The sequence below is a fragment of the Enterococcus sp. DIV0436a genome, assembly GCF_051711605.1.
GTDB classification, from domain to species: domain Bacteria; phylum Bacillota; class Bacilli; order Lactobacillales; family Enterococcaceae; genus Enterococcus_B; species Enterococcus_B faecium.
This window is the reverse complement of the sequence record NZ_JBIONA010000001.1, coordinates 2,474,707-2,495,000: the sequence shown is the minus strand read 5'-3', so window position 1 is coordinate 2,495,000 and position 20,294 is coordinate 2,474,707. Positions and strand designations below refer to the sequence as shown.

21 protein-coding genes are annotated in these 20,294 nt (G+C 37.1%); 16 read left to right on the top strand and 5 right to left on the bottom strand.

Translation table 11 applies throughout. The features are described 5' to 3' along the window. Nucleotides 1–264 precede the first annotated feature (264 nt). Genes IGL15_RS12305 through IGL15_RS12295 form a run of 3 tightly spaced genes read left to right on the top strand, consistent with a single transcriptional unit; the run spans nucleotide 265 to nucleotide 5,130 of the window. Entirely contained in the window at nucleotides 265–1,485 is a 1,221-nt protein-coding gene (locus tag IGL15_RS12305; protein WP_049142134.1) for a metallophosphoesterase family protein, read from the top strand. Then, the gene (locus tag IGL15_RS12300) at nucleotides 1,482–4,202 is read left to right on the top strand and encodes an ATP-binding protein (RefSeq protein ID WP_002307067.1); all 2,721 of its coding nucleotides are present in this window, start codon (nucleotides 1,482–1,484) and stop codon (nucleotides 4,200–4,202) included. Before IGL15_RS12305 ends, IGL15_RS12300 begins: the two co-directional genes overlap by 4 nt. Then, the gene (locus IGL15_RS12295; protein WP_002286211.1) at nucleotides 4,186–5,130 is read left to right on the top strand and encodes a 3'-5' exoribonuclease YhaM family protein; all 945 of its coding nucleotides are present in this window, start codon (nucleotides 4,186–4,188) and stop codon (nucleotides 5,128–5,130) included. The genes IGL15_RS12300 and IGL15_RS12295 overlap by 17 nt, the downstream gene beginning before the upstream one ends. Before the next feature lie 78 nt (nucleotides 5,131–5,208). Here the strand turns inward: IGL15_RS12295 and IGL15_RS12290 are convergent, their stop codons facing one another. The 4 genes from IGL15_RS12290 to IGL15_RS12275 all read right to left on the bottom strand — a co-directional run bounded on the left by IGL15_RS12290 (nucleotide 5,209) and on the right by IGL15_RS12275 (nucleotide 8,226). After that, nucleotides 5,209–6,162 (bottom strand): IS30 family transposase, encoded by a 954-nt coding sequence (locus tag IGL15_RS12290; RefSeq protein ID WP_438767818.1) that lies wholly within the window; start codon nucleotides 6,160–6,162, stop codon nucleotides 5,209–5,211. Between the two features lie 102 nt (nucleotides 6,163–6,264). Continuing rightward, nucleotides 6,265–7,275, bottom strand: a complete 1,011-nt coding sequence (locus tag IGL15_RS12285; RefSeq protein ID WP_002286208.1) for a peptidylprolyl isomerase — start codon at nucleotides 7,273–7,275, stop codon at nucleotides 6,265–6,267. A gap of 179 nt (nucleotides 7,276–7,454) precedes the next feature. Beyond that, complete coding sequence (locus IGL15_RS12280) at nucleotides 7,455–7,799, bottom strand: YtxH domain-containing protein (protein WP_002286203.1); 345 nt, start codon at nucleotides 7,797–7,799, stop codon at nucleotides 7,455–7,457. Further along, entirely contained in the window at nucleotides 7,792–8,226 is a 435-nt protein-coding gene (locus IGL15_RS12275) for an HIT family protein (protein ID WP_002297570.1), read from the bottom strand. Before IGL15_RS12275 ends, IGL15_RS12280 begins: the two co-directional genes overlap by 8 nt. A gap of 137 nt (nucleotides 8,227–8,363) precedes the next feature. Between IGL15_RS12275 and IGL15_RS12270 the strand changes: the two genes are divergently transcribed. From IGL15_RS12270 to trmB, 4 genes are all read left to right on the top strand, one after another. Further along, nucleotides 8,364–9,101 carry an ABC transporter ATP-binding protein gene (locus IGL15_RS12270; RefSeq protein WP_002297572.1) on the top strand — a complete coding sequence of 246 codons (738 nt, stop codon included), beginning with the start codon at nucleotides 8,364–8,366 and terminating at the stop codon, nucleotides 9,099–9,101. After that, nucleotides 9,094–10,305 carry an ABC transporter permease gene (locus IGL15_RS12265; protein WP_002286197.1) on the top strand — a complete coding sequence of 404 codons (1,212 nt, stop codon included), beginning with the start codon at nucleotides 9,094–9,096 and terminating at the stop codon, nucleotides 10,303–10,305. The genes IGL15_RS12270 and IGL15_RS12265 overlap by 8 nt, the downstream gene beginning before the upstream one ends. Before the next feature lie 203 nt (nucleotides 10,306–10,508). Continuing rightward, entirely contained in the window at nucleotides 10,509–11,291 is a 783-nt protein-coding gene (locus IGL15_RS12260) for a phosphotransferase family protein (RefSeq protein ID WP_002286194.1), read from the top strand. A 69-nt stretch (nucleotides 11,292–11,360) separates the two neighbouring features. Continuing rightward, on the top strand, nucleotides 11,361–12,029 hold the full coding sequence (gene trmB / locus IGL15_RS12255; protein WP_002324251.1) for a tRNA (guanosine(46)-N7)-methyltransferase TrmB: 669 nt from the start codon (nucleotides 11,361–11,363) through the stop codon (nucleotides 12,027–12,029). A 91-nt stretch (nucleotides 12,030–12,120) separates the two neighbouring features. Here the strand turns inward: trmB and ade are convergent, their stop codons facing one another. Continuing rightward, nucleotides 12,121–13,875: an adenine deaminase gene (ade, locus tag IGL15_RS12250; RefSeq protein ID WP_104765605.1), complete on the bottom strand. Its 1,755-nt coding sequence runs from the start codon at nucleotides 13,873–13,875 to the stop codon at nucleotides 12,121–12,123. A 131-nt stretch (nucleotides 13,876–14,006) separates the two neighbouring features. Between ade and comGA the strand changes: the two genes are divergently transcribed. The 9 genes from comGA (at nucleotide 14,007) to IGL15_RS12205 (ending at nucleotide 20,088) form a co-directional block, all read left to right on the top strand. Next, entirely contained in the window at nucleotides 14,007–14,936 is a 930-nt protein-coding gene (gene comGA / locus IGL15_RS12245) for a competence type IV pilus ATPase ComGA (RefSeq protein ID WP_002293666.1), read from the top strand. Further along, nucleotides 14,893–15,942 (top strand): competence type IV pilus assembly protein ComGB, encoded by a 1,050-nt coding sequence (gene comGB / locus IGL15_RS12240; protein ID WP_002324249.1) that lies wholly within the window; start codon nucleotides 14,893–14,895, stop codon nucleotides 15,940–15,942. Before comGA ends, comGB begins: the two co-directional genes overlap by 44 nt. Then, complete coding sequence (gene comGC / locus IGL15_RS12235) at nucleotides 15,939–16,217, top strand: competence type IV pilus major pilin ComGC (protein WP_002286179.1); 279 nt, start codon at nucleotides 15,939–15,941, stop codon at nucleotides 16,215–16,217. The genes comGB and comGC overlap by 4 nt, the downstream gene beginning before the upstream one ends. Continuing rightward, the gene (gene comGD / locus IGL15_RS12230) at nucleotides 16,192–16,662 is read left to right on the top strand and encodes a competence type IV pilus minor pilin ComGD (RefSeq protein ID WP_025479117.1); all 471 of its coding nucleotides are present in this window, start codon (nucleotides 16,192–16,194) and stop codon (nucleotides 16,660–16,662) included. The genes comGC and comGD overlap by 26 nt, the downstream gene beginning before the upstream one ends. After that, a complete protein-coding gene (locus IGL15_RS12225) occupies nucleotides 16,634–16,981 on the top strand; it encodes a hypothetical protein (protein ID WP_002286177.1) in 348 nt (115 codons plus the stop codon). The genes comGD and IGL15_RS12225 overlap by 29 nt, the downstream gene beginning before the upstream one ends. Continuing rightward, entirely contained in the window at nucleotides 16,944–17,369 is a 426-nt protein-coding gene (comGF, locus tag IGL15_RS12220) for a competence type IV pilus minor pilin ComGF (protein WP_002324246.1), read from the top strand. The genes IGL15_RS12225 and comGF overlap by 38 nt, the downstream gene beginning before the upstream one ends. Beyond that, on the top strand, nucleotides 17,341–17,700 hold the full coding sequence (gene comGG / locus IGL15_RS12215) for a competence type IV pilus minor pilin ComGG (RefSeq protein WP_002324245.1): 360 nt from the start codon (nucleotides 17,341–17,343) through the stop codon (nucleotides 17,698–17,700). The genes comGF and comGG overlap by 29 nt, the downstream gene beginning before the upstream one ends. Nucleotides 17,701–17,871: 171 nt before the next feature. Further along, nucleotides 17,872–18,879: a class I SAM-dependent methyltransferase gene (locus tag IGL15_RS12210; protein ID WP_002319190.1), complete on the top strand. Its 1,008-nt coding sequence runs from the start codon at nucleotides 17,872–17,874 to the stop codon at nucleotides 18,877–18,879. 24 nt (nucleotides 18,880–18,903) lie between these two features. Next, a complete protein-coding gene (locus tag IGL15_RS12205; RefSeq protein ID WP_002286171.1) occupies nucleotides 18,904–20,088 on the top strand; it encodes an acetate/propionate family kinase in 1,185 nt (394 codons plus the stop codon). Nucleotides 20,089–20,294 lie beyond the last annotated feature (206 nt).

Below are 20,294 nucleotides of genomic sequence, written 5' to 3'. Positions count from 1 at the left end.
AGAACATAGAATTCTAAATACGGAAAAATGGAGCATAAATTCCAGTATAAATAGTACTTCTTCAGTGTCAAACGAAGCGAATATAACATAGATGTTTAGGATTGTGACAAAAATCATGTCACAATCTTTTTTTCGAATAAACTCATTTTTTGAAGCCGGCCATTTTGTCGTAATTTCTTTGTGTAATGCGAACAAATTTTCGGTTATTAATGAAAAAAGCTATTGAAAATGGTATGATAAAAGAAAAAAAGGAGGAAATTTTTAATGGTGAAATTTATCCATGCGGCAGATTTACATATGGATCGGTCATTTGAAGGACTGACAACTCTTGATAAAACTGTACAGGAAAAACTATTGAAGACGAATCTGACCGTTTTATCAAATATCATTGAACAGGCAATAATAAATAACGTTGATTTTGTTATACTTGCAGGAGATAATTTTCATCAAAATCGTCCTTCATTAAAAATACAGAAACATTTTTCAGAACAGATGAAACGGTTAGAAAAGAACCATATACCTGTATTTATAATATTCGGAAATCATGATTTCTATCAAAAAGAGCGGTATTGGTTCTCCTTTCCTAAAAATGTCCATTTATTTACATCCGAAACGGTAGAGACAAAAAAAATAACGATAAAAAGTGGAGAAACTGTCTCTCTCAGTGGATTCAGTTATCGACAACCATGGATTCAAAAAGACAAAGTGATGGAATTTCCTTCTAGAGAACTCACAGATTACCATATTGGGTTGTACCACGGGGAACCTGGCGTCTCTCAAAAAGGAAACTATGCTCCTTTCCAACCCTCAAAGATGCAAGAAAAGGGATACGATTATTGGGCTTTAGGGCATATCCATGTGCCAACGGTCTTAAATGAAAAGCAAACAATTGTTTATCCAGGTGCGCCTCAAGGTCATACTAAAAAGGAACAAGCTTCTACATCTATTCTACTAGTTGAATTAAGTAAAGGAAGTTGCCAAATACATCCGATTAAAGTAGCAGAGGTCTATTGGAAGACAAAGGAAATATCATTGAGGAAAGCAAGAACGACAAAAGAGGTCATTGTTCACATTCGTCAGCAACTTTCAAAAGTAGAGTATGGTTTTAGTTTAATCGAAATAAAATTAAAAGATTATGACCATCTCAATACAGATGTTTTGGAACGGATACAATCAGGAGAGCTATTAGACTATTTGTTAGAGGAATTCTCAGATAGGATAAATGATTTCTTTATTTGGCGTATTTCTCTCATAGAGGATACCTTTTATACGAAGATCCCACTTGCTGCTTCTGCTAAATTGATGGAACAGTTATTTCAATACTATCAGACACCTCAAGATTTCCAACAAATTTTAAATGAAGTATATAGTCATCAAGAAGCGGCTAGAATATTGAGCGAACTGCCGGAATACCAAGAAGAAACACTTGAAAAAGCCAAGCAGCTGCTTAATCAAGATTTTTTATTTGAGGAGGATCAGGAATGAAGATTTTAAGGATCGAGATTGCTGCTTTTGGAAAATGGCGTCAAAAAAGTTTTGACTTTTATTCAGGCAATCAGCTGATCTATGGGGGAAACGAAGCAGGAAAATCAACGATTTATCAATTTATTCAAGCAATATTATTTGGTTTCCCTTCAAAAGGCCGTAAAAAAAAGGATTATACACCAAAAGACGGCTCAGCCTATGGCGGAAAAATATGGCTTAAACATCCTGTATATGGTGAATTTGCTGTCGAGCGCTACAAGCAGCAAAATCGCGGAAAATCGAAGGTATGGCTGGGGGATCAAGTGGGAAGTGATGAGTTACTAGAAAAATTGATTGCGCCTTTAACGAAAGAGTTATTCCAGCAAGTATTTACTTTCCAGCAGGAACAGTTGATGGAACTAGATCATTTGAGAGAAAAAGAGCTACATGATGCGCTGATTTCTTTAGGCATCACGGGCAGTTCTCAAGTATTCCAAAAGCGGCAAGAATATTATCAGAAAGCACAACAATTATTCAAGAAAAAAGGCCAAAAACTACTAATCAATCAAAAATTAAATGAATGGAAAGAGCTGCAAGAAAAAATTCATCAAAAACAAGAACAGGAAGCTTATTTTGGCAAGTTGATCCAACAAGAACAGGAATACGAGTCGCAACAGCAGCAGTTATTGGCACAATTAAAAGAGGCGAACAAACAATTTTCATTAGCCAGACAGCAAGAACTTAATTTTTCTTTATATGAAGAATGGCAATCTCTCAAAAAAAACAGCACTACAGGTCTTCCTGATGAGCAACTTCTTTTAGATCTGGAGTCTTTCTCCAAACGGTATCAGCAAACAAATGAGCGTTTGGAAGAATTAGAAGCAACACTGGAAAAGCATAGCGGGATGGATCAGCAGTCAGCCAGATATTATTTTTATTTAGAGCAGGAGCAGGAACTAAAAGATCTCCAGCAACTTCAATTTACAGCGGAACAATTAAACGAAGAATGGCAAAGATTACAAATTGAGACTAGAGAAACAAATTCAGAATTGAAGATTTTGGAACAAAGGTGGCATTGGCAGAAAAATCCGTTACCGGAAGAATTTTTATATGAAGAAGAATGGAAGCATCTTCTGGCTGAAGAAAGAAGGATTGCTGATCTAGAAAGCCAGATTTCTGTGCGTCTCCAAATAGCTAAAGAACAACAAGAGATGATTGAAGCAGAAGTGAATGACTTGGAAGAGACCTATCCAGCATTATTACAAAATCAGTCAGAGATAGCGCCAGTCTCTTCATCTAAACCGTATATGCTGATGGCTGGCGGAGCAATAATCATTGCAGGTATATTTGTACCAATGCCCTTGAAAGTGATCCTTTTACTAATTGGTGCAGGCATGATTGGCTATTTCTTCTACAAAAGGCAACCAAAAATTAAAACTAAAAATGATTTCTCTGAGATAAAAGGAATGTGGCAAGAAAAACTAGGACAACTTGATCTAGCCTTAGCTCAATTAGCTGAAGCAGAAGAAAAACAAAAGAGAACTGGGGAAGAAAAACAGATTCTTCGGCAAGAAGTATATCGTTTTGCGGATCATCGGCACTTAGGAAAGATGGATACGCTCAAACTCATGAAAGAATATGGACAGGAAGTCATAGATTATCAGAAATTATATGGCGTATTTGAGCGGAAACATAAAAGAGAGCAGGAAATACAAGAAAAACTACGACAAATCGACCAAAAATTTGAGTTTGTTAAAGAATGGTTACCGATACAAGATAAGTCAATTTTAGAAAAAATGGTATTGCTTTCCCGTTTTATACAAGAGATGGAACAGATGAAATTTGCCAGAAGCTATCAGCAAAATACTTTATTGAAGCAAGAAATCAATCAATTGAAAAAGAAACAAAAAGTATGGATACAAGAATACAGCGAACAATTGACTCAAGCAGGCTTATCTTATCCTTCGGAAGTACCTGTCTTTTTACAAAAAGCCAAACAAGCCGAACAGCAGATGAAAAGATACAATGAATTATCGGAAATGCTTACTCCACTATTTCCTGAAGAGCTGACAAAAGAGAAATTATCTGTAAGACTGCGCCAACTGAAAGAAAAGCAATCCCAACTCCAGCAAGAAGAAAAAGAAGCAAGTGAAAATCGGCAACGGCTCCAACTTCAAGTAGAAGAGTTGCAAAGAGACGGCACATTGGACGAACTTTATCAACAAGCTAGCCGGCAAAAAGCAAAATTACAGGAATTACTGGAGGAATGGGGAGCACTTGAAATCGCCGGGACATTCTTAGGTGATCTTTCAACAGAGATGAGTGAAAGACAATTACCCCAGTTGTTAAGAGCAGCAGGTGATTATTTAGGTATTTTAACAAAAGGAAATTATCAGAAGATATTACTGAAAAATGATACACTGACTTTAACAGACGGATATACAGAATTTCCCATCTATGAGTTATCTACAGGTACGAAAGATCAGCTGATTATGGCGATGAGATTTGCTTACCTCTCATTAGAAGCTAACCGTTCGATATGCCCGATCATCATTGATGATGGCTGGCTTCATTATGATCATCAGCGAAAGTATCAATTAGCTGAACTTTTAGCTAAATTTGGAGAAAAGTATCAAATAATTTGTTTTTCTTCTGATAAAGAAATGGTAAGCTATTACCATGAGATGAACCAAATCGTAAAACAATTAGAAGGAGCAAATAATGAAAAAAATTCGTGATTTAGTAATCGATGAGCAGTTTGAACAATTTGTCCTGATCAAAAGTGCAGATGTAAGAATCGCTAAAAACGGAAAAAAATTTATTGCTTTTACTTTCCAAGATACTTCAGGTACTATCGATGGTAAATACTGGGATGCTTCGGAGGAGGAAATCAATAAATTTACAGCCGGCACAGTCGTTTTTCTAAACGGTAAAAGAGAGGTTTATCAAGGAAACCCTCAAGTAAAGATTCTTCATATGCGCTTAACAAGGGTAGATGAGCCAGGAGAGCCTAGTTTATACATGGAAAGAGCCCCTTTGAAGAAAGAAGAAATGGAAGAAGAAATCAATCAATTGTTGTTTGAGATCACCAATGCGCATTGGAATCGTATTGTTCGCTATCTACTTAATAAATATCAAAAACAATTTTTTGAGTTTCCGGCAGCAAAAAGAAACCATCATGCATTTGCCAGCGGATTAGCTTATCATACTTTGACAATGCTTCACTTAGGGAAATCAATCGCCGATGAATATCCTGAGTTGAATCGAGCATTGTTGTATGCTGGTATCATTTTGCATGATTTAGGAAAGGTGATTGAACTTTCCGGTCCTATGTCGACAGAATATACGCTTGCAGGAAATTTGATCGGTCATCTGGTATTGATTGACGAAGAAATAACTAAAGCCTGTCTTGCGTTGAAAATCAGCGAAGCTGACGAAGATGTTCTCGTATTACGTCATATGGTTTTAGCACACCATGGCTTATTAGAATATGGCTCACCTGTACGTCCAAGAATAATGGAAGCAGAAATATTACATCAAATCGACAATATCGATGCTTCGATGCAGATGATGTTGACTTCGATTCGTCAAACAGAACCAGGAAAATACACCGATCGGATTTTCGGTATGGACAACCGAAGTTTCTATGTACCAAAAGATTTATAGCAAAAATTTATTTTTTTCATTCAAAACAAAAAAGCGAGACATAAGTCTTCGCTTTTTTTGTTTTTATTATTTGTCAAATTAAGCGAGACAAAACTTTCCATTTACGTAACTCAAAAAAACTTCTAATGGTGTTTGGTAATTTAGTGATTTTCTAGGGATATGGTTTCTTTTGGACGCAACGGATGAGATGAATCTTTGATTGACTTGGTTGAATTCCATTTCTTTTGGTAGTCCATCTTTTCGGAGGAGTCCGTTTGAATGTTCATTTAATCCCCGTTGGGAAGGCGTTCCTGGGTCTGCGAAATAAATATCAATATCATTCGTATTACTAATACTTTTCCAATTAGAGAATTCTTTTCCACAATCAAAGGTAATTGATTTGAAAAGATTTTTGGGTACGGATTGAAGCCATTCATTAATCGAATTTTCAATATCAACTGCCTTACGGCCTTCTGGTTTCAAGGCGATAATGGCTTTTGAAAGTCGCTCAACGAGTGTGATGACGGCACTTTTATGGTGGATGCCGACAATCGTATCACCCTCTAAATGTCCAAATTCTTCTTCGAAAACGACATAATCTTTTTTACGTTCAGAAATATTTCTTTTGAATGCCTGTTTTCCACGTTTTTCCTTATAACCATTTGGTTTTCGTTTTCCTTGCATCGGTAAATGTAAAACATTGAATTCTCCCGTCTTAAACCGGCGATAGAGGGTACTTACTGAACAAGAGAAGGTTCGCTCTGCACGGCCAATAATGACGTCTGGGGTCCAACCTTCAGTTGATCTTTTTTCAATGTATTCTTTTTCCTCAGCAGGAAAAATGATTTCGGTTCTCCCACAACGTCGCTTATTTTCTTTGTATTGTTCAAAGTATTCAAGTGCTGTTCCACCACATTTGAGAAAGTTATAGACATTGTAAATTGTTTGGCGTCCACGTTTAAGCTGCTTCGCAACGATAGCAACCGGAGTTTCTTGATGAAAATATGCTTCTATCATTACAAGCTCGTTTGGTGTAAGATGGGTATAAGTCATTTATGTTCACTCTCCTTGTATGCTTTAGCGGGTATTACAATTTGAGTGTAACATAAATGGCTTTTTTATTTGTCTCGCTTAATTATACAAACGGCGTTTCTTTTATTTTGATGAATCAGTTGTTTCTTCAGTTGAAGATTCTTTTGTTGAATCAGTTGATTTTGTGTCAGAACTCTTTGTTGAAGCTGTAGTTTCACTTGAGTCTTTCGTACTTGATGAAGTTGTTGTGAATGCACTCAACACATTTTCAAAGGCATCATCTTTGATTTTTACATTTGCATCTTTTAATTCTTCACCGATTACTTTAGTTGTGAATGCATTGTCACTTAGTTTAGTTTCAGTAGCGATATCTTTTAGTTGATCTTTGTATTTATCCATGTCATTGCCTTTATTTTGGTTTTTCACCATTTTGACAACGTAGTATTCTGTCGCATAAGAAGTAGGATTTGTTGTAGTAATAACATCGGAGATCTCACCGTCTTTCAATTTGAAAGCTGCTTCTTTTACTTCTGCAGGAATAGTTGTTGTCGTTGAGTCGAATTTAACTTTACCGCCATCTTCTTTTGTCTCTGTATCAGTTGATTTGTCTTTGGCTAATTTAGAGAAATCATCTCCATCATCCGCTGATTTTTTCACATCTTTTGCTTCATCTTCACTTGATAATTTGATGATTTGTGCTTCTACTTCTGGATGGAAAGATTTCCAAGCAGTTTTCAAATCGTCATCTGTAATATCTACGTGAGCTTTCAAGCCAGCTTCAAAAGCTAAATTGTTACGAATATATTCTTTATAAGTATCTTTCGTATATCCAGCAGCTTCTAATTGTGATTCAAAAGTATCACCTAATGATTTCGCTTGTTTGTCGTATTCTGCATCCACTTGCTTATCGGTTACTTTATCGCCATATTTGTTATTGAATACTTTATAAATGATCATCCGTTGTACTAAGGATTGGTTCGATGATTCAAGTTTTGCTTCATCATAGAAATCAGATACAGTGATCGTTCCGCCTTTCATCGTTGCGATATCTTTATTAGTATCGCCTGAACAAGCTGCTAGAGTTAAAACAGCCAACGCACTAGTAGCTGCCAAAATAATTGATTTTTTTTTCATTAAAATTTGCACTCCTGTAATTAGTTATTATTTTTATATATTAACTATACCATATCCCATTTCCTTTAAAAACGTTGTCGTGGTAGTTTCAAACAAAATTCAAAATTTCATCACATTCCTAGGAAATACGCAAACTTTTCTCACTTATATAGTTAAATCTGTTGAGAAAATAATCATTATTATATTTGTTCAGGATACTCTGGCAGATCAGCTTTTAGTTTTTCTACTTGTTCATTGATTTGTGTGATACGTGGTTCGGCTTGGAATTTAAAATCTTCGATATCTTTTTTGATTGCTTCTTGGAAAGCAGGGATCACAGATTCAGCTGTTTCTTTTGTTTCGATCAATGCGCTTTTAAAATGATTCAGGCTGTTATTTAAATCGTTTGTCAGAGTTGTTGCTTCTTCCAATTCTTCGATCAGTTTCTTTCTTGTTTCATTCCCGCTCCTGGGCGCCAATAATAGACCTCCGACAGTGCCAGCAGCAGCTCCAAATAACAGTCCTTTGAAAAAGTTTTTAATCATCGCAGGACACCTGCTTTACGATTGTTTCTTGAATAGCTTTTAGTTCTTCCGATCCATAACTATCTTGATGATTGCCAAAGTGAATAGAAAAATCATCCTCTTTGCTGTAGCGAGGGACTAAATGGATATGTGAATGAAAAACAGATTGATAGGCTAGTTCACGGTTGTTATTCAAGATATTAAGACCTTTCATTTCTGGAAAAGCTTTTTCCAATGCTTGAGCAATCTTAGGCACACGTGAAAAAACCTCTCCTGCAAGTTCGGGATCATATTCAAAAATATCTGCTACATGACGTTTAGGCACAACTAATGTGTGTCCTTTCGTTGCTTGAGAGATGTCTAAAAAAGCATAGACCTTGTCGTCTTCATATATTTTATAGCTTGGGATTTCTTGATTGATGATTTTGCAAAAAATACAGTTTTCCATATAAAACATCCTTTCTATAAAGAATAAATACTTCAGCTTAACTTTACCATAAGTTAAAGCTATTGTAAGGAAAAAAACAAAATACCGTCATTTTCTTCGTGGTATAATAAATAAAAATAAATGGCGGAGGAAAAAGAATGAGTTTAATTATCGATCATGTCACAGGGGGGTACGGACATCTCCCTGTGTTAAAAGATATCAGTTTCGATGTACAGCCTGGAGAGATAGTAGGGTTGATTGGACTGAACGGAGCAGGGAAAAGTACGACCATCAAGCACATTATCGGTCTGCTGGAAGCTTCAAAAGGAACGATAGAAATCAATCATCTATCCTTAAAGAAAAATACGGAAGAATATCGCAAACAAATTGGGTATATTCCAGAGACTCCTTCTTTATATGAAGAATTGACATTGAGAGAACATATCGAAGTCACTGCGATGGCCTACGATATACCTATGGATACAGCAATGAAAAGAGCAGAAAAGTTGTTGGAGACTTTTCGGTTATCTAATCGTCTTGACTGGTTCCCAGCTAATTTTTCAAAGGGAATGAAACAGAAAGTGATGATCTTATGTGCCTTTTTGATCGAGCCTTCTTTATATATCATCGACGAACCATTTTTAGGCTTGGATCCACTAGCTATCAATGCATTGCTTGAATTGATGGTAGAAATGAAAAAAGAAGGAGCCGGTATTTTGATGTCTACGCATATTTTAGCTACTGCAGAAAAATATTGTGATCGTTTTGTGGTCTTACATAACGGAGAGATACGAGCAGACGGTTCTCTTGAGATGTTGAGAAAAGAATTTCAGCTGCCGGATTCTTCTTTGGACGAAATCTACATTGCTTTAACAAAGGAGCAGGCACATGAGTAGTTTTTTTCAAAAACGTTTAGCAAGACATCAAAAGAAAATGATGAAATATATGCGTTATGTATTGAACGATCATTTTGTTTTAGTTTGTCTTTTCTTGATTGGCGGTGTGGGATTATATTATTCTAATTGGTTGAAAACCCTGCAGCCACCGTTTGCAATTGGAGGGCTCATAATCTCTGTATTTTGGATGCTCTGTTTATTCGTGGGTAAGATGGCTACTTTTGCAGAGGCAGCAGATATTGTTTTTTTACTTCCTAAAGAAAAAGAAATGCAAACCTATTTGGAACGAGCTTTTCGCTATTCTTGCATTTTTCCGTTGATCTTTTTGATATTGGCATGCGGATTGGCCATGCCATTAGTGGTGGTTAGTACGGAGCAATCCTTTTCGATGTTTTTCGTCTATCTGATCATATTATGGAGTTTGAAATTCAGTCATCTGCAAATCAAGAGAGCAGAATTGTTTCGACTAGATCAACAAGTTATTCGTTATTGGAAATTAGGCTGGTTTTTTTCTTCTCTGATCTTTTTGTTTCTATCATTTTATTGGCTGATATGGGCAGGAATAGCAGGTGCATTAGTACAGGCAAGTCTATATTACTGGTTTTTGTGGAAGCAACAAGAAAAAGGATTGGATTGGGAGAAAATGGTGCATGTAGAAGAACATAGGTTGCATCAGATCTATCAATTTATCAATTTATTCACAGATGTTCCTGAAATTACGGCAAAGATCAAAAGAAGACGCTATTTGGATCCTATATTGACTCATATTAAAAGAGAATCAAAAAACACTTATCTTTACTTGTTTGCAAGAAGATTGGCAAGAGGTTCTGATTTTAGTGGTCTTTATTTCCGATTAGTAATTATAGGTGGGTTATTGATTGCCGGAGTAGTCGACTTTTATTTTAGTCTGATTATCGGTTTCTTATTTTTATATTTGATCGGTTTCCAACTGTTACCTTTAGCGAACCAGTTCCGCTATATGGTTCTCGTTCAGCTTTATCCAATCCATAAGAATCAGAAGAAGCAGGCGATTCAGTATCTACTCACATGGGTATTAATTATCGCGTCGGTTATTTTTGGCTTGATTGCTGCAGTCGTATTAGATGGGCAGCAGCGATGGGTTCCGCTAGCGGCTTATTTGATTGTTACTATGCTCTTTGTTAAACTATATGTACCAACTCGTTTGAAGAAGATGTCAGACTGAAAACAAAGCTGTGTAGGGTAAAAATGAGAATGAAAAATAGAGCGTTGACAGTAAGAATGCTGTTCGTTCTATTTTTTTTGAGAAAAGCTGGTTTTTTGAATGGCAATTAAATGAAAAAGAACGTATATGTGCTTGACGTGTAGTGTTCAGGCGACTAGAATAATAAGTACTGCAAAACAAAGAGTAAGAGGACGGGAGAATGCATGATGGAGTTTCAGTTAGACCAAGAGTGGCGGTTACGTCCCATCAAAGGCGACACAGGAAAAACATACATAGGCATGCGTGATGAGGACAAAGTCTTTATTAAACGAAACACGACTCCGATGTTGGCTGCTCTTTCAAGGGAAGGAATTACACCAAAACTTGTTTGGACAAAACGAACGGGGAATGGCGATACTTTGACAGCACAAGAGTGGCTGGAAGGTCGCTTGCTGACTCCTAATGAGATTGGTCAAAGAAACGACGTGATTGATGTTTTGTACCATTTACATCATTCAAATTCTCTTAAAACCATGCTGACCCGTATCGGTGGTCGTGTCATGACGCCGGAGAAGATGCTGCAAAAATATGAAAAAGAATTACCGGAAGAACTCCAGAAAAATCAATTTCTGCAAATTGTCCATCGTTTTCTTCGTGAGCAGATCCCGTCAATAGATAAGGAAAACTTATCAGTAGTACACGGAGATGTAAACCATCGTAATTGGTTAGTATGTAAAAATTATTTATATCTAGTCGATTGGGATTCAATCATGTTTGCAGACCCTGCGGTGGATATTGCAACGATTTTAGGAAATTATGTGCCACTGTCTAGCTGGAATCAGTGGCTGATCAGTTATGGCATACGCCCGACTGACGAAATGCTTGAAAAATTTCATTGGTATGCGGCCATGAATTTGCTCCAAGAAATCACCAGATATTGCAAACGTGAAGATCATCGACGGATGAACGAAGAAATTTTACAATTAAAACGAATTTTCAGTGGCTGAGGTTTGGCCCAAACTCTGCGGAGATTTGGCCAGACCTTTTTAATTAGAGGAAAGGAATGGAGATAAATAATGCGTGTCCGAAATCGTCCGGGAGCAGCGGAAATGTTAGCGGCTCACCCGAATTTTGTAATTAGTGATCCAACATTGTGGAAGGGAAAATGGAATGAATTGTTTGAAAACGATCATCCAATCCACATTGAGATTGGTATGGGGAAAGGCCAGTTCATCACTGGAATGGCAAAAGCCCATCCTGAAATCAATTATATTGGAGTAGAAATGCAGGTCAGTGTTGTTTCGATTGCACTAGACAAGTTGATCGAACAACCGCTTCCTAACCTGAAACTTCTACATGTGGATGGATCAGCGTTGACAGAGTATTTCGCTGACAGCGAAGTAGATCAAATTTATCTGAATTTTTCCGATCCATGGCCAAAAAAACGTCATGAAAAACGGCGATTGACATATAAGACTTTTCTTGCTGTAGATGAACAGATTCTTCGTCCAAATGGAGAAATCCATTTCAAAACAGATAATCAAGGATTGTTTGAGTATTCTCTGGCAAGTTTTTCTCAATATGGCATGATCCTCAAACAGGTATGGTTAGATTTACATCAAAGTCAATTTGAAGGCAATATTATGACGGAGTATGAAGAAAAATTTTCTTCAAAAGGTCAACGTATTTATCGAGTAGAAGCTCAATTTCAAGATAAGACCAAAAAGAAAAGTCTGCGAAACTAACTTTCTGCTTTCATAAAAACATTAATATCCATAAATAAATCCCAGAAAATGAACATTACAGATGTAATGTATTTTCTGGGATTTATTTGATTTAAAATGTATTTATTTCATCGGTTTTTCCACAAGGTGGAATCAATTGGAAGCGAGAAAATGAAAATAATCCTTTGTCGGTGATCTTCAATTCGGGTATGACAGATAATGTTAAGAAAGAAAGTGTCAAAAAAGGATCAAAGGTTTTAGCTGCTCCTAGTTGATGTGCTTTAGTTATTAATTCATTCAACTGTTCATAGACGATCGAAAAAGGTTCCTGTGTCATGATTCCGCCTATAGGAAGAGAAACACAAGCTATTTCCTGCTGTTTGTTGACAACGGTCATCCCGCCACCTTTTTGAATCAAAAGATTAGCAGCATACAGCATATCCTCGTCGTTTGTCCCAACGACAACTAGATTATGCGAGTCATGGGCAATCGTTGTCGCTATCGCTCCTTGTTTCAGCTGAAATCCTTTCACTATGCCTAATCCAATGTTTCCCGTTTGATGGTGACGCTCGATCACCGCAATCTTTAATTGGTCTTTTTCGATTGAAGGAATGAATCGTTCGCCTTGTCGGTCCACTTTTTCTACCAAATCTTTAGTCACTAGACTATTCGGGATAATTTCGATCACATGGGCTTGTGAAGAAGAAAGAAGCAGCTCTAACGAATGTGGATTTAATGGTTGAGCGTTTAGTTTTGGCAGACAACACGTATATGAATTTGAATGATCAGCAAATAAATGGTCTTGGAGTTGCCCAGATTGAACAACTAATGTTCCCTTATAGAAAACTTCATGAATTGGTAGCTTGGTAAGATCGTCTGTTAAGAAGAAATCAGCTTGATACCCAGGGGCAATCGCACCTAGTGTTTTCAAATCAAAACATTCTGCTGCATTCAATGTTGCCATCTGAATGGCTTGTAATGGATCGATTCCAAGTGCAATAGCTTGACGGACGATATGATCGATTGATCCTTCTTTTACTAAATCATTGATCAGTTTATCATCGGTGACAAAGAAGCATCTTCTTGAGTTTTCAGGTGTGATCGGCGGTAGTAGCGATGCCAGATCTTTTGCAACAGTCCCTTCTCGAACCATTAAATACATACCAAGATCCAAACGTTCTTTAGCTTCTTTTGCAGTTGTAGCTTCATGATCCGTCCGAATACCTGCTGCAGGATAAACATTTAACTCTTCCATGCCGATACCAGCTGCATGCCCGTCAATTTTTTTCTTATGCTGGTGCATCAATTGGATCTTTTCTAGGATGTCTGCTTCATTATTTGCTACTGCTTGATAGTTCATGACTTCAGCTAAGCCTAAAACTTCGGGTTTTTGTAAAAAAGGGGCTAATTTTTTTGCATTTAAATTTGCACCATTGGTCTCAAAAGGGGTTACAGGTACACAAGAAGGTAGCATAAAAAAGATATTCATGAGTGTTTGTCTTGCATCTTCTATCATAAACTCAAGACCTGTACTCCCAGCAATGTTTCCTATTTCATGGGGATCTGTCACTACAGTAGTAACTCCATGAAGCAAGGATACTTTTGAAAATTCGCTTGGTGATAAAAGTGAGCTTTCGATATGCACATGGCCATCGATGAATCCTGGCACTAGATATTGCCCATTAGCATTATGTACGCTTTTTCCTTCGTATTCACCGATTCCTACGATCATTCCTTCGCAGATTGCTACATCTTTTTCCATGATTTCTTTCGTAAAGACGTTGACGATCTTAGCATGCTTGATCACTAGGTCAGCAGGCTTTTTTTTACTTGCTACTTCGATATATTTCCTTAATGTTGTTTCCAATGGAGTGCCTCCCAAGATAAATTTTTATAAGTATAACATAAATTCGGCTTTTGCCAATATTTTTTTGTAAATTCATTTTATTTGAAACAAAAAGATCAAAAAGACGTATGTTTTTTGTGGAGGGGAGAATAATGGAAATAAAACGATTATCGGATCAAATGATAAGTGAAAGTTTTGCCAAACATGCCCAAGACGTATATATATTGCCAGCTTCAGAAGTATTTTACATCTATTTTCGCTATGGAAAAAAACGAACATTCTGGAAGAAAGTCTCTTCGGCAGATGGACAGCAACTGATCTCAAGATTTAAGTATTTGGGACAGATGGATATCGGAGAAAAAAGAAAAGCTCAGTTAGGTGCATTTACCTATTCTTTAGAAAAACAGGAAGTTCGTCTGCGGTTGTCTTCTGTAGGAGATTACCTTCAACGAGAGAGTTTAGTGATTCGGCTATTATACGGTACTTTTGAAACACCCCATCGTTGCTTTAGTTCTCGAGATTTTGCAACTATTTTACAGAAAACCGTCAGACGTGGATTATACCTTTTCAGCGGACCAGTCGGATCAGGCAAGACTTCTCTAATGTATCGGTTGGCTTTGGAAGAAAAATTGCAAGTGATTACTATCGAAGATCCTGTAGAGATAGAAGAACCGTTTTTTCTGCAGCTACAGATCAATCCGAAAATAGCACAGACTTATGATACACTTTTGAAACTCGCATTACGGCATCGTCCAGACTTGCTAATCATTGGCGAGATAAGAGATGAATCAACTGCACATGCTGCGGTAAGAGCAGCACTAACAGGGCACCGGGTTTTTGCAACCGTACATGCACGCAATCTTGAAGGTACATTGGTCAGAATCCATGAACTGACAAAGAAAAAAGAAGAGCTATCTGAATGTTTAGCTGGTGTCATTTATCAAGAACTTTTGGAAGATGCCAATCACCATCCTTCTGTCTTATGGAGTTATCAATTTATGGAGGAAGAATCAGTAAAAAAATCATGGGAGGAAAGTTATGAAGAAGCTCAGGAAAATATTTGGCAGTCAGAACTATTCTAAAGGATTAACAAGAAGCCAGCAAAACCAGTTTGCACAAACCATGGGAGAACTGCTTTTATCTGGTTTTAGTCTGCAAGAATCCCTTTATTTATTACTCACGATCCGTTCGTTTCCACCTGTTATTTTGGCAAATATCCAACATCAGCTAAAGGAAGGGCAAGCGTTTAGTGAGGTACTTTCGCAAATAGGATATGGAGCAGAGCAACTGGTACAGATCGAGTTAGCTGAACGTCATGGGAATCTGCCGACAACTTTGTTGGAAATTGCCAAACAGTTTCGGCTTGTTGAAGGATTTCGCAATGATTTGAAAAAGCTGCTTGCATATCCCATACTATTGCTCACCTTTTTGCTAGGTATCTTGTTTAGTATGCGGTTGTTCGTTTTGCCTCAGCTTATTGGTTCAGGAATGGTCATGCAAGAGCATTGGGGGATTCAGCTGATACAAGTCTTTCATTGGTATGTTCTACTATTCATCCTAGCGGTTACTCTATTGGCTTTACTAGTAAGGTATCGTCTGATGAAGTTGTCTCCTGTTGATCAGAGTGAATGGATAAGCAGACAATTATTGATTGGACCGATATATTCCTTGTATCAATCGGCTTATTTGTCACTAGAGATTGGAAAGCTTTTTCATGAAGGTTTCGAATTAAGGCAAATCATAGTCTGCTTAAAGGAAACGAAACAAGAAAGTCTGATTCAGCATCTTGCCTCTAAGTTGATTCAAGGATTGGAGGCAGGTATGTCATTGGCTGAGCAGTTCCAGAATTATCGTTTTCTATCAGAAGAATTCAGTAAAATTGTTTTACAGGGAGAGGCAAAGGGAAGTTTAGGTAAAGAACTGATTTTTTACAGCGAATGGACAAGAAAACAGCTTTTCAAACGTCTTCATCACTGGATGCATTTTATTCAGCCAATCATTTTTTTGGGCGTAGCGGCTTTGATTTTATTAGTTTATGCCGCTGTTTTATTACCTGTTTACGGAAGCATAGAGGAGGTTTTGCCATGAAAAAGAGAAAAATATCTTATTATAGCGGTTTTACATTGATCGAAATGCTAATCGTCTTACTGATCATCAGTGTATTAGTGTTGTTGTTCGTCCCTAATTTGTCGCGTTATAGGAATCATGTAGACCAAGAAAGTCGTGAAGCGATCATCCAGTTGGTAGACACACAAAAAGAGCTCTATGCGCTTCAAAATAATGGAAGAGTTCCTACTGTGGAGGAATTGTTGAATGAAGGCTATATCAAACGAGAACATGCAGAAATCTATCAGCGGCCTTGAAGGTAAGGTTTTAGCATCAGGATATACGTTGTTTGAATCACTCTTACTGATTTTATTACTTACAACGATCCTTTCTTTTCCAGTTCTCGCATTTTCTGCATGGAAGAATGAATTGGCAGTCTATCAATTTTTCAGCCAATTTGAAAAACGAATCTATTCTACGCAAAAAATCGCTATTGTGAATCAGATCCAAACAGGCTTTTATTGGAATAGTGAAGAGAATCAAATCATTTTTCATGTTCCGAATCCAGATAAAATAAATTGGGAAGTATTAGATATTCCTGATGAGATTACCTTGAAACGCCATGCTTCTATTACTTTTGCTGCTAGAACCGGGAATGAAAGTTCACTAAAAGCTTATCAATTTTATTGGGAAGAAAAAGAGCGGACGATTACGTATCAATTCCAGATAGGGAGTGGTCGCTATACAAAAAGAATTGAATAAAACAGGATTTGTTTTGTTGGAGTCCCTTACAGCGCTTATGATCGCTTCTGTCTGTGTCTACTTAGTGAGCTTTGGCCAGCTGTTTTTGCTTCAGGCAGAAAAGAAAAGTGGGGAGGAACTGCTATTTATTCGAATGATTTATGAAGATATCAAGACGCAGCGGATGTATCACAAAAGACCAGAGCGAAGGGAAGAAATGATCCCATACGATATCCAAATTGTCGATAATAATGGAGTAATCGAAAAAGTGTTTGTCAATATGGAGAAAGAAGCGATCAGTATTGAAAAAACAAGTAATTCCAGCATTTACGCTGATTGAATGTCTAATTGGACTGATGATATTGAGCAGTCTATTGCTCACATTCAATCTTTTGATTCAGCAAACCATCCAAGTAAGTGAATTTTTGCAGCGTAAAGATCAAAAAGAGTGGCTAATATTTTTAGCACAATTAGAAGAAGAACTCAAGAGCAGTCACAATGTCTCTGTGAAAAATCAGCAACTGCACTACACGATCGAGGATAAACAGTATATCATCGAAAGATATCAGGCAATGATACGTAAAAGAAGAACTTCCGGCGGACATCAACCTATGTTAACAAGTATCACTGAGCTTCAATTATTGGAAAAAGAACACGCAATTTCTTTTTATGTACACTTTGAAAATGGAGAAGATGGATATGCCATATGGACAAAAAACGATCAGTAGAAAATGTTATAAGGGCTCTATTTTATTTTCTGTCTTGCTTTTATTTCTTTTATGTACGTTTTTATTGATGGCAACATTAGAAAGCTACCGTTTGTCAATGGATCTTAATATACGAATCAAAAATTATTATATAGCAAAAATAATGAAGCAGATGGCTTTATCGGAACAGTCTACGCTTGCCGAAAGTTCGGAAGGAGTTTTTTACTACACAACTGGATCTGTAACATATCAGTGGGTACAACAGTCCCTATTCTTAGAGGTGGAAGTCTCACCGTTTATCTTTCGGTTCACAGAAGAAGTAAAAAATGATACAGATACTAGTACAGAATGATGGAATGTTCGTGAAAACGCCCTCTTTTCTGTTATAACACTGTTTTTAATAAAAAAATGTTTGCCGTTTCACAAATAAAAAACAGTGAAAACGATTGAAATTTTGTCAATTGTTCGATAGAATTAAACAGGTGAAAAAATTGTTATAATATATCTAGAAATGAGGTGCACCATGTTACCAGAAAAAATGGAACAAGGGTTTAATCAAAACCTGGAAGCTATTCAGCTTTTACAGAATGCATTGGGAACTTCCTTTTTAGAAGCCTATGTCGAAAATGCAGAAAATTTAATAGATGATTATCAAGTACGTGTGGTGGATGGAGTGCCGACAAAAGAGACAACGCAACGGATCACAGCTCTTTATGAAGAGTTGAAGAAACTTTCTTTCGAGCCAGAAGAATGGCGCAGACTGTCTCAATTACTTTTATTGAAGGGCAGCCAGACAGAACATTTGCAGGCGAACCATCAACTCACTCCTGATAGTATCGGTTTTTTATTTGTTTTTCTTATTGAACAACTATACACAAATAAAAAAGCACCGGTTAAGATTCTGGATATTGCGGCAGGAATGGGCAACTTGTTATTAACAGTTCTTTTAAACCTATCGAATGCGGGGTACCAAACAGAAGGAATTGGTGTGGATATTGATGATACATTGTTGGCTGTCGCAGCTTCTACAAGTGATTTGACACAAGCAAATGTTCAATACTTTCATCAAGACGGGTTGCAGGATTTATTAATAGATCCTGTCGATTTTGCAATCAGCGATTTGCCAATCGGTTATTATCCGAATGACGAAAAAGCAAAAGAGTTTTTAACAAGTACCGAAGAAGGCCATAGTTATGCACATCATTTATTGCTAGAGCAATCAATGAAATATGTGAAGCCGGATGGTTTTGGTTTGTTTTTGATGCCGAGTGGATTTTTAGAAACGGATCAAAGTGAAGAAATCAAAAAATGGTTTAAAGAAGAAGGTTATCTTCAAGGAATGATTCAATTGCCAGATGAATTGTTCCGTAATAAACAATCGCAAAAAAGTATTTTGATCTTACAGAAAAAAGGACCACAAGCACAACAAGTAAAAGAAGTCTTGCTTGTGAAACTTGCTTCATTAAAAGAACCAGAGAAGGTGACGGAATTTTTCAACGAGTTTAAAAACTGGAAATCATCTGCTCTGTAATCATTCAACGAGAAGGAGAGTCATATGTCTAAAACAATTGCAATCAATGCTGGGAGTTCAAGTTTGAAATGGCAATTATATCAAATGCCAGAAGAAACCGTAGTTGCGAAAGGGATCGTCGAACGTATCGGTTTACAAGATTCTATTTTTACCATCAAGTACGGCGATAATCAAAAATTCGAACAAATCATGGATATCGAAAACCACGAAGTAGCAGTAAAAATGCTGTTAGATCAGTTGATTGAACTGCAAATTTTAAGCTCTTATGATGAAATCACCGGAGTAGGGCACCGTGTTGTTCACGGAGGAGAAACTTATGGGGATTCAGTAGTGATCGATGAGAAAGTAATGGACCGCATTGCTGAATTAGCAGAATTTGCTCCTTTGCATAATCCTGCAAACTTAATGGGGATCAAAGCGTTTAAAAAGATTTTACCTGACATTTTGAGTGTGGCTGTATTCGATACATCTTTCCACTCAACAATGCCAAAGCAAAATTATTTATATAGCTTACCGGTGTCTTATTATGAAGATTTCAAAGTAAGAAAATATGGCTTCCATGGCACAAGTCATCGTTATGTGTCGGAACGTGCGGCAAAATTATTGAACAAACCGATCGAAGAACTAAAAATCATCACTTGCCACTTAGGAAATGGTGTATCGATCACAGCAGTCGATGGAGGTAAATCCATGGATACTTCTATGGGATTCACACCATTAGCTGGGGTGACAATGGGTACACGTTCAGGTGATATCGATCCAGCTGTTCTCCCATATTTAATGGAAAAATTAGAGATTGATATTGATGAAATGATCAATGTTTTGAACAAGAAATCTGGTCTGCTAGGCCTAACAGGATTGTCTAGTGATATGCGTGATCTTGAAAAGAACTATGAAAAAGAACATATTCGTTTAGCTTATGACATTTTCGTGGACCGCATCCGAAAATACATCGGCGGTTATGTGACAACGATGAATGGTGTTGATGCAATTGTCTTTACTGCTGGTATCGGCGAGAATGACGGACATGTACGTAGTGAAATCATCAAAGGTATGTCTTGGTTTGGTTGTGAAATCGATCCAGCGTTGAATGAATTGCGTGGTGAAGAAGTAGATATCTCTACAAAAGAATCAAAAGTAAGAGTATTAGTGATCCCAACAGATGAGGAACTAATGATTGCCCGTGATGTGGAGCGTCTGCGCGGCTAAGCCAAAGCATTCGTTAGGATAAAAGATGAAACGCATGCAAGAGGGAATTCTTGCATGTGTTTTTTTTGCGGAGAAGACCGCAAAATGGTAATTTAACTTCAATTTCCCTTCTTTTTTACAGGATCTTCTTAGGGAATTTTGCTTGGAAAAGTGGTCAAAAGGGAAAAGACTGGCATTTTATTTATTGATTTTCAGGAAAATCCCAA

Bases quoted from the DNA above. Each gene is read 5' to 3' on its own strand.
- comGA (WP_002293666.1), top strand. From the start codon at position 14,007: ATGGAAATAAAACGATTATCGGATCAAATGATAAGTGAAAGTTTTGCC.
- IGL15_RS12295 (WP_002286211.1), top strand. From the start codon at position 4,186: ATGAAAAAAATTCGTGATTTAGTAATCGATGAGCAGTTTGAACAATTT.
- IGL15_RS12205 (WP_002286171.1), top strand. From the start codon at position 18,904: ATGTCTAAAACAATTGCAATCAATGCTGGGAGTTCAAGTTTGAAATGG.
- IGL15_RS12300 (WP_002307067.1), top strand. From the start codon at position 1,482: ATGAAGATTTTAAGGATCGAGATTGCTGCTTTTGGAAAATGGCGTCAA.
- IGL15_RS12210 (WP_002319190.1), top strand. From the start codon at position 17,872: ATGTTACCAGAAAAAATGGAACAAGGGTTTAATCAAAACCTGGAAGCT.
- comGG (WP_002324245.1), top strand. From the start codon at position 17,341: ATGCCATATGGACAAAAAACGATCAGTAGAAAATGTTATAAGGGCTCT.
- IGL15_RS12280 (WP_002286203.1), bottom strand. From the start codon at position 7,799: ATGATTAAAAACTTTTTCAAAGGACTGTTATTTGGAGCTGCTGCTGGC.
- comGC (WP_002286179.1), top strand. From the start codon at position 15,939: ATGAAAAAGAGAAAAATATCTTATTATAGCGGTTTTACATTGATCGAA.
- IGL15_RS12285 (WP_002286208.1), bottom strand. From the start codon at position 7,275: ATGAAAAAAAAATCAATTATTTTGGCAGCTACTAGTGCGTTGGCTGTT.
- IGL15_RS12265 (WP_002286197.1), top strand. From the start codon at position 9,094: ATGAGTAGTTTTTTTCAAAAACGTTTAGCAAGACATCAAAAGAAAATG.
- IGL15_RS12260 (WP_002286194.1), top strand. From the start codon at position 10,509: ATGATGGAGTTTCAGTTAGACCAAGAGTGGCGGTTACGTCCCATCAAA.
- comGD (WP_025479117.1), top strand. From the start codon at position 16,192: ATGCAGAAATCTATCAGCGGCCTTGAAGGTAAGGTTTTAGCATCAGGA.
- IGL15_RS12270 (WP_002297572.1), top strand. From the start codon at position 8,364: ATGAGTTTAATTATCGATCATGTCACAGGGGGGTACGGACATCTCCCT.
- trmB (WP_002324251.1), top strand. From the start codon at position 11,361: ATGCGTGTCCGAAATCGTCCGGGAGCAGCGGAAATGTTAGCGGCTCAC.
- IGL15_RS12305 (WP_049142134.1), top strand. From the start codon at position 265: ATGGTGAAATTTATCCATGCGGCAGATTTACATATGGATCGGTCATTT.
- IGL15_RS12275 (WP_002297570.1), bottom strand. From the start codon at position 8,226: ATGGAAAACTGTATTTTTTGCAAAATCATCAATCAAGAAATCCCAAGC.
- comGB (WP_002324249.1), top strand. From the start codon at position 14,893: ATGAAGAAGCTCAGGAAAATATTTGGCAGTCAGAACTATTCTAAAGGA.
- IGL15_RS12290 (WP_438767818.1), bottom strand. From the start codon at position 6,162: ATGACTTATACCCATCTTACACCAAACGAGCTTGTAATGATAGAAGCA.